Below are 1,534 nucleotides of genomic sequence, written 5' to 3' on the forward strand. Positions count from 1 at the left end.
CTGAGGGCGACCTCCTGCCAGGAGGTGTCCCCGGCGGGCGCGGTCGGCACCCGGGGCCGCGCCCGGAAGGCGCCGGCGCCGGGCCGGGTGACCACCAGGCCCTCGGCGGCGAGCTGCGCCAGCGCCCGGGAGACGGTCACCGGACTCACCCGGAACCGCTCCACCAGGGCCCGGCTGGACGGGAGCTTTCCACCGGGAGAGTAGCGGTCCAGCTCCCTACGCAACTGCTCCGCCAGCTCACCGACACTGCTACGCTCATGCATGAGAGCACACAGTAGCGCTACCGCCGCACCACCGATAGCAGTCACCACTCCTCGCGACCACCGTGGCTTCGGCACCCTCCAGGCCGCCCTCGGCGTGATCGCCTTCTCCCTCACCTTCCCCGCCACCGCCTGGGGTCTCGAAGGGTTCGGACCCTGGTCGCTGGTGGCCGTGCGCAGTGTGCTCGCGGCGTTCGTCGCCGGCGGCTGTCTGCTGGCGGTGGGGGCGCCCCCGCGCGAGCGGAGCCGAGCGTGGGGGAGGGTGCCGCCGCCGGACCGGAAGCACTGGCCCGGACTCGCGGTGGTCGGCGCGGGGGTGGTGCTCGGCTTCCCGATGCTGACCACCCTGGCCCTGCAGACCTCCACCACCGCGCACGCGGCCGTCGTGGTGGGCCTGCTCCCGCTGACCACGGCGCTGCTGTCCGCCCTGCGCGTCGGCTCCCGCCCCTCGCGCACCTTCTGGACGGCGGCCCTCGCCGGGGCCGCCGCCGTGCTGGCGTTCACCGTGCAGCAGAGCGGCGGCGCGCTGACCACGGCCGACCTGTACCTCTTCGCCGCGCTGCTGGTGTGCGCGGCCGGCTACACCGAGGGCGGCAGGCTGGCCCGGGTGATGCCGGGCTGGCAGGTGATCGGCTGGGCACTGGTCCTGTGCCTGCCGCTCACCCTGCCCGTCGCCGCGGTCGCGCTGGCCGTCGAACCGGTGACACTGTCCGCGCACAGCGTGGCCGGCCTGCTGTGGGTGGCGGCGGGCTCGCAGTTCCTCGGGCTGATCGTCTGGTACCGGGGCATGGCGGCCATCGGCATCCCCAAGGCCAGCCAGTTGCAGCTGGCCCAGCCGCTGCTCACACTGGTGTGGTCGGTGCTGCTGCTGAACGAGCAGCTGACGGTGGCCGCCCCGCTGACGGCCGCGGCTGTGCTCGTGTGCATCGCCGTCACCCAGCGGGCACGCGGTTGAGAGGAGGCCCCGATGCGCGCAACCGAGGGCGACCAGCTTGTCCAGCACGGCAGGGTGGTCGGCCAGCACGACAAGGTCGGAGAGATCGTCGAAGTGATGGGCCAGGAAGGGAACCCGCCCTACCGCGTCCGCTTCCAGGACGGACACGAGGGCGTGTGCTCACCCGGCCCCGACACCGAGATCCGGCACAGGGCGACGCGACAGCGGTAGGAGGCGCCGCCGCCGGGCGGGGGCGCCGGGGGAGCGCGTGCCCGGCCCCGCCCGGCCCGGCGGAAACCGGACGGCACCCCTCCCCCGGATCAGCCCGGGGGCGCGGCCG

3 protein-coding genes are annotated in these 1,534 nt (G+C 74.7%); 2 read left to right on the forward strand and 1 reads right to left on the reverse strand.

The annotated features are described in order from the left end of the window. Nucleotides 1–263, reverse strand: a 263-nt coding sequence (locus B7767_RS34915; protein WP_143652796.1) for a winged helix-turn-helix domain-containing protein, incomplete at its 3' end; no start/stop codon positions are given. Here B7767_RS34915 and B7767_RS34920 point away from each other — a divergent pair. Both B7767_RS34920 and B7767_RS34925 read left to right on the forward strand, forming a co-directional pair. Beyond that, nucleotides 262–1,215 carry a DMT family transporter gene (locus B7767_RS34920; RefSeq protein ID WP_085575586.1) on the forward strand — a complete coding sequence of 318 codons (954 nt, stop codon included), beginning with the start codon at nucleotides 262–264 and terminating at the stop codon, nucleotides 1,213–1,215. The genes B7767_RS34915 and B7767_RS34920 overlap by 2 nt on opposite strands. A 12-nt stretch (nucleotides 1,216–1,227) precedes the next feature. Continuing rightward, the gene (locus tag B7767_RS34925; protein WP_085575587.1) at nucleotides 1,228–1,425 is read left to right on the forward strand and encodes a DUF1918 domain-containing protein; all 198 of its coding nucleotides are present in this window, start codon (nucleotides 1,228–1,230) and stop codon (nucleotides 1,423–1,425) included. Nucleotides 1,426–1,534: the final 109 nt, after the last annotated feature.

The organism is Streptomyces sp. 13-12-16, assembly GCF_002114215.1.
Taxonomy (GTDB): domain Bacteria; phylum Actinomycetota; class Actinomycetes; order Streptomycetales; family Streptomycetaceae; genus Streptomyces.

Excerpts from the sequence above, each read along its gene's own strand:
- B7767_RS34920 (WP_085575586.1), top strand. The coding sequence starts at position 262 with ATGAGAGCACACAGTAGCGCTACCGCCGCACCACCGATAGCAGTCACC.
- B7767_RS34925 (WP_085575587.1), top strand. The coding sequence starts at position 1,228 with ATGCGCGCAACCGAGGGCGACCAGCTTGTCCAGCACGGCAGGGTGGTC.